Source organism: Pedobacter sp. ASV12, from assembly GCF_016429155.1.
Classification (GTDB): domain Bacteria; phylum Bacteroidota; class Bacteroidia; order Sphingobacteriales; family Sphingobacteriaceae; genus Pedobacter.
In genome coordinates, this window is sequence record NZ_JAELUC010000198.1 from 1 (window position 1) to 1,104 (window position 1,104).

Consider the following 1,104-nt stretch of genomic DNA (forward strand, 5'->3'; position numbering starts at 1 on the left):
GTTCGTCGGCAGCGTCAGATGTGTATAAGAGACAGCAATATGATGAAAAGCGCTAATGGTTCCCTCAAAAAGGAAATATGCAGACGTTTCTTCAGTAACTACCGATTCACATTGTGTCCAATGATACCAGATAAACCTAGCTCCCTTTTCCATCTGGTCATAATCATCTAACATTACCGTATTGTGAGAAGCTGTGCCCATAAAATATTTGAGATCTTCTGGAGCCGAATTGTATTTGTAGGTACCTGCATCGTGCAATAGATTCTTATTTTTATACCATAGATCAAAATGGAGGTTATCTGCTTGCGCAGGCCTGTCTTTATGGCTACCACATCTTATAAAACTTAAGCTATCCGGTGTTCTGTATAGGTAATATCCACCCTGCTCAAAAGCTGAATGACCTTGGCTTAAGGCTAATCCTTTATGTTCAGGTTTCTTATTTCCATACCACAATGTATCCTCAAATTGCTCGAATTTCCATTCCATTCCCAAAACATTGCTCAAAGCTTCTAGTTGTGGCCTGTAGTCCCTGTAATGGGCATCAGACAATTTGAAGAAAAGGGCACCATCATTATTGCCGTAATTTGGCAACCAGCCAGTGGCCGGATCAAGGTGCTGGATTAAAAAGTTCAAACTGTTCTTGGCCCGCTCATAAACTACTTTATTAAATTGTTCTTGATGCAAATCAGCAATTTTCAGGGCCCAGGTAAGCAATTGCACCACTACCCGATGATAATTCATAGAGAACTGCAAAAAGCTACCATCGGCATATATTTGATAGGCAATTTCTTGTTCAAACCATTTCTTACCATTTTTCTTCCATTTTGAGGCATTTGGAAAACTTGGGAATAGCAGACCGGCTATATATAGAAATAGTGTTTCTGTGATGGCATGATTATTTCTAACCGCTATTCTCGAAAAATTAATATTATGGTAAACATGTTCTACTTGCCAATAGATATAATGTTGTATCCGGCCGAATAAAGCTTCGGTTAGGTTAGGCGAATCTTTATAGTAGTTTAAAGCAAAAATCCAATTCATTAAGCGCAGCGAGATCTCCTGACTACATTTAAAGTTTGGTCCTTTATTAATTTGAGTATGATC

1 protein-coding gene is annotated in these 1,104 nt (G+C 38.6%); it reads right to left on the minus strand.

The genetic code is table 11. The annotated features are described in order from the left end of the window. The coding region (locus tag JHD69_RS19870; protein ID WP_199142075.1) for an alginate lyase family protein at positions 1–1,104 on the minus strand (1,104 nt) is incomplete at both ends.